At 62.9% G+C, this 3264-nt stretch carries 2 protein-coding genes and 1 pseudogene; 2 read left to right on the top strand and 1 reads right to left on the bottom strand.

The window, feature by feature from the left end:
- Positions 1-30: 30 nt before the first annotated feature.
- Positions 31-297, bottom strand: a pseudogene (locus tag EN879_RS29300) (NAD(P)/FAD-dependent oxidoreductase); the annotation flags it as partial.
- Between the two features lie 165 nt (positions 298-462).
- Here EN879_RS29300 and EN879_RS29295 point away from each other — a divergent pair.
- Together EN879_RS29295 and EN879_RS29285 are read left to right on the top strand one after the other, a co-directional pair.
- The gene (locus EN879_RS29295) at positions 463-1992 is read left to right on the top strand and encodes an ABC transporter substrate-binding protein (RefSeq protein WP_027161803.1); all 1530 of its coding nucleotides are present in this window, start codon (positions 463-465) and stop codon (positions 1990-1992) included.
- 222 nt (positions 1993-2214) lie between these two features.
- Complete coding sequence (locus EN879_RS29285) at positions 2215-3222, top strand: ABC transporter permease (protein WP_013527972.1); 1008 nt, start codon at positions 2215-2217, stop codon at positions 3220-3222.
- The last annotated feature ends 42 nt before the right edge of the window (positions 3223-3264 follow it).

The following is a 3264-nucleotide window of genomic DNA, read 5'->3' as shown; positions in this document are numbered from 1 at the left end:
CCCTCGTAGCCTCAAGGAAATCTCCGGCTCCTACCTCCCGCCAAGCTGTTGTGCGAGCATGAAGCCCGACGCCGCACCGGTGCCGGCGCCCGGCCATGTCGCGGCTCCAGTGAGGTGCAGATGCGCCACCGGCGTGTTCCAGCCGGCATAGTTGCGCGCCGGGCGGAATAAAAAGTTCTGCGCCAGATGATGGCTGCCGCAGACCTGGTCGCCACCGACGAGATTCGGGTTCTCACGCTCGAGGTCGATGGGCGAGAAGACGGCGCGGCCGAGAATCTTGTTGCGCAGGCCGGGCGCCGGCACCGGTGCGGCGTCGGGCTTCATGCTCGCACAACAGCTTGGCGGGAGGTAGGAGCCGGAGATTTCCTTGAGGCTACGAGGGGCAAGGCGCTGCTGCCCAAGAAGCCTGAACCAATGACCTGAAGACGCCGCGCAGAAACAAAACCAACAAGGGGAACGACCATGACAATCAACAGACGGGAATTGCTCGGATACAGCGCCGCGGCACTCGGGGTGGCCGCCGTCGGCCTGCCGCAGATCGCTAGGGCGGCTGCCGGCGAACTGACCATCGCCTACAATGTCAACCTGCCATCCTGGGATCCGACCACCGGACCCTCGGCCGTCAACCCGACGATCCAGGGGCTTTACCAGTCGGTATTCGACCAGTTCATCCCGCAGAAGCCCGATTTGTCCTTCGCGCCGGGCCTGCTCACCGAATGGGGCTGGAACGACGACCGCACGAAGATCATGATGACGGTGCGCGAAGGCGTGACCTGGCATGACGGCTCGCCGTTCACGGCCGAGGACGTCGTCTGGTCGCTACAGCGGGCAGGCGACGAAAAGACCGGCAACCCGATCCAGTTCGTCTGGAAGAACGTCAACAACTTCAAGATCGACGGCAACAAGATCACCGGCGACGTCGTGCAGTTCGACCCGGTCTATTTCAAATGGATGTCGTTCCTGACCGGCTACATCATGCCGAAGGCCTATTACGAGAAGGTCGGCGCCGAAGGTTTCGAGAAGGCGCCGATCGGCACCGGCCCCTACATGGTGGAAAAGTTCGAGCGCAACGCTTTCCTGCGGCTCAAGGCAAACCCGAACTACTGGGGCGGCAAGCCGGCCTTCGAGAATGTGACGATCAAGTTCGTCGCCGACGCGGCAAGCCGCGTCGCCGAGATCGAATCCGGCTCCTCGCAAGTGACGCTCGAAATCCCCTACGAGGAGTATGACCGGCTGATCGCCAAGGACGGGCTGGCCGGCTCGTGCAAGAACGTTTCCGACATCGGCATGATCTTCTTCAACGACATCGAGGCGATGCTGGACAAGAACGTCCGTCAGGCCGCCGTGATGGCCGTCGACAAGAAGCTGCTGGTCGATCGCCTGCTGCGCGGCTACGGACAGCCGATCGATACGCTGGAAACGCCGGAATACGCATCCTACGACGCGTCGATCAAGGTCGAGCACAATCCGGAAAAGGCCAAGGAATTGCTGGCTGCCTCCGGCTATTCGCCGGAAAAGCCGGTCAAGTTCACCATCCAGACGACCAAGGGCTTCAAGCCCAAGGACTATGAGATGATCCAGGCGATCGTCGGCATGTGGCGCAAGGTCGGCATCGAGGCGACGATCGAGGTCTACGAGATCGCAAAGCACTACGAACTGCGCGCCGCCGATAAGCTGGCGCCGGCCGCCTTCTACAACTGGGGCAACGCCATCGGCGATCCGACCACCTCGACCGGCTTTGCCATGTACGGCCCGAGCCCGCATTCGGTGTGGGACAGCCAGGATTTGATCGACATGATCAACCCGCTGTGGGGCGAGAAGGACGAGGCCAAGCGCATCGCCGGCTGGAAGGCTGTCGACAAATACATCGCCGAGCAGGCCTATGTGCTGCCGCTGATGCAGTATGCGCAGCCCATCGTCCATGCCAAGGGCGTCAATGTGGTTCAGCATGTGTCGGGCGCGCTGCTGCCGGCCCTGATGACCCCGGCCTGAGAGAGTCGAGAAAGGCGCGCTGTCGCAAAGCCGGCATGCCTTCTCCCAACTTGCGCAGGCCCCCTCATCCGGCCCTTCGGGCCACCTTCTCCCCGCTGGGGAGAAGAGACCGGCTCAGCCGTCAGCGACCTCTTCTCCCCTCGGGGAGAAGGTGGCCGCGAAGCGGCCGGATGAGGGGTCTTCGTTCCATCAGTCACCGAAACGCATTAGGCCTACGCCAGAATGCTCCTGCAAAGATTCCTGATCCGTCTGCTGACGATGCTGATCACGCTGTTCGGCGTGGCCGTCGTCGTCTTTGTCGTGATCCGCGTCGCGCCCGGCGATCCGATCGCCATGATGCTGCCGCCTGGTGCTACGGATGCCGACATTGCCCGGCTGCGAGCGCTCTACGGCCTCGACAAGACCATCGTGCAGCAATTCTTCATCTGGCTGTCAGGCGTCGCCAGGGGCGATTTCGGCACCTCGATTTCGCTCAGGCAGGATGTGCTGGGTCTCGTCTTCAACCGGCTGCCAGCGACGCTGGAGCTTGCCATCGTCGCGCTTGTGATGGCGGTGGCGCTCGGCGGCACGACGGCAATCATCGGCGCGCGCGAACGCGGCACGGCGGTCGAGGCCGGCATCGACATCGCCAGCGGCGCGGCGCTTTCCATTCCCGACTTCCTGTGGGGCCTGGTGCTGATCCTGCTGTTCGGCGTGCTGGTGCCGATCTTCGACATTTCCGGCCGGGTGTCGCCGCAGCTCGACCTGCCCTTCGTCACCCAGTTTTATCTGTTCGAGAGCTTGCTTCGTCTGCGCCTCGACCTGACCTGGGATCTGCTGAAACACATGCTGATGCCGGCCGTGGCGCTGGCGCTGCCGCTGGCGGCGATCATCTCGCAGCTGCTGAAACAGTCGCTGAAGGAAGTGCTCGACCTCGACTACGTCGTGCTGGCGCGGGTCAAGGGATTCTCGGAAACACAGGTCATCCTGCGCGAAGCGCTGAAGAATGCCGCGCTGCCGACGCTGACGCTGGTCGGCGTGCAGTTCACCTTCCTCATCGGCGGCACCGTCATCGTCGAACGGCTGTTTTCCTATGAAGGCCTCGGCAACATGGCGATCGACGCCGTCATCAACCGCGACCTGCCGCTGATTCAGGGCATCGTGCTGGTCTTCGCGCTGCTGTTCGTGCTGATCAACCTCAGCGTCGACATGATGTACGCGCTGCTCAATCCAAGGCTGCGCCATGGATGAGGGCCGCGCTCAAAGACGAGCTGTGTCGCCGCGTCTGTGGCT

Origin of the sequence: Mesorhizobium sp. M7A.F.Ca.AU.002.02.1.1 (genome assembly GCF_003998535.1) — a bacterium.
Classification (GTDB): domain Bacteria; phylum Pseudomonadota; class Alphaproteobacteria; order Rhizobiales; family Rhizobiaceae; genus Mesorhizobium; species Mesorhizobium ciceri.
The sequence above is the reverse complement of the archived record's forward strand: the minus strand, read 5'-3'. Positions and strand labels throughout refer to the sequence as shown.

Bases quoted from the DNA above. Each gene is read 5' to 3' on its own strand.
- EN879_RS29295 (WP_027161803.1), top strand. From the start codon at position 463: ATGACAATCAACAGACGGGAATTGCTCGGATACAGCGCCGCGGCACTC.
- EN879_RS29285 (WP_013527972.1), top strand. From the start codon at position 2,215: ATGCTCCTGCAAAGATTCCTGATCCGTCTGCTGACGATGCTGATCACG.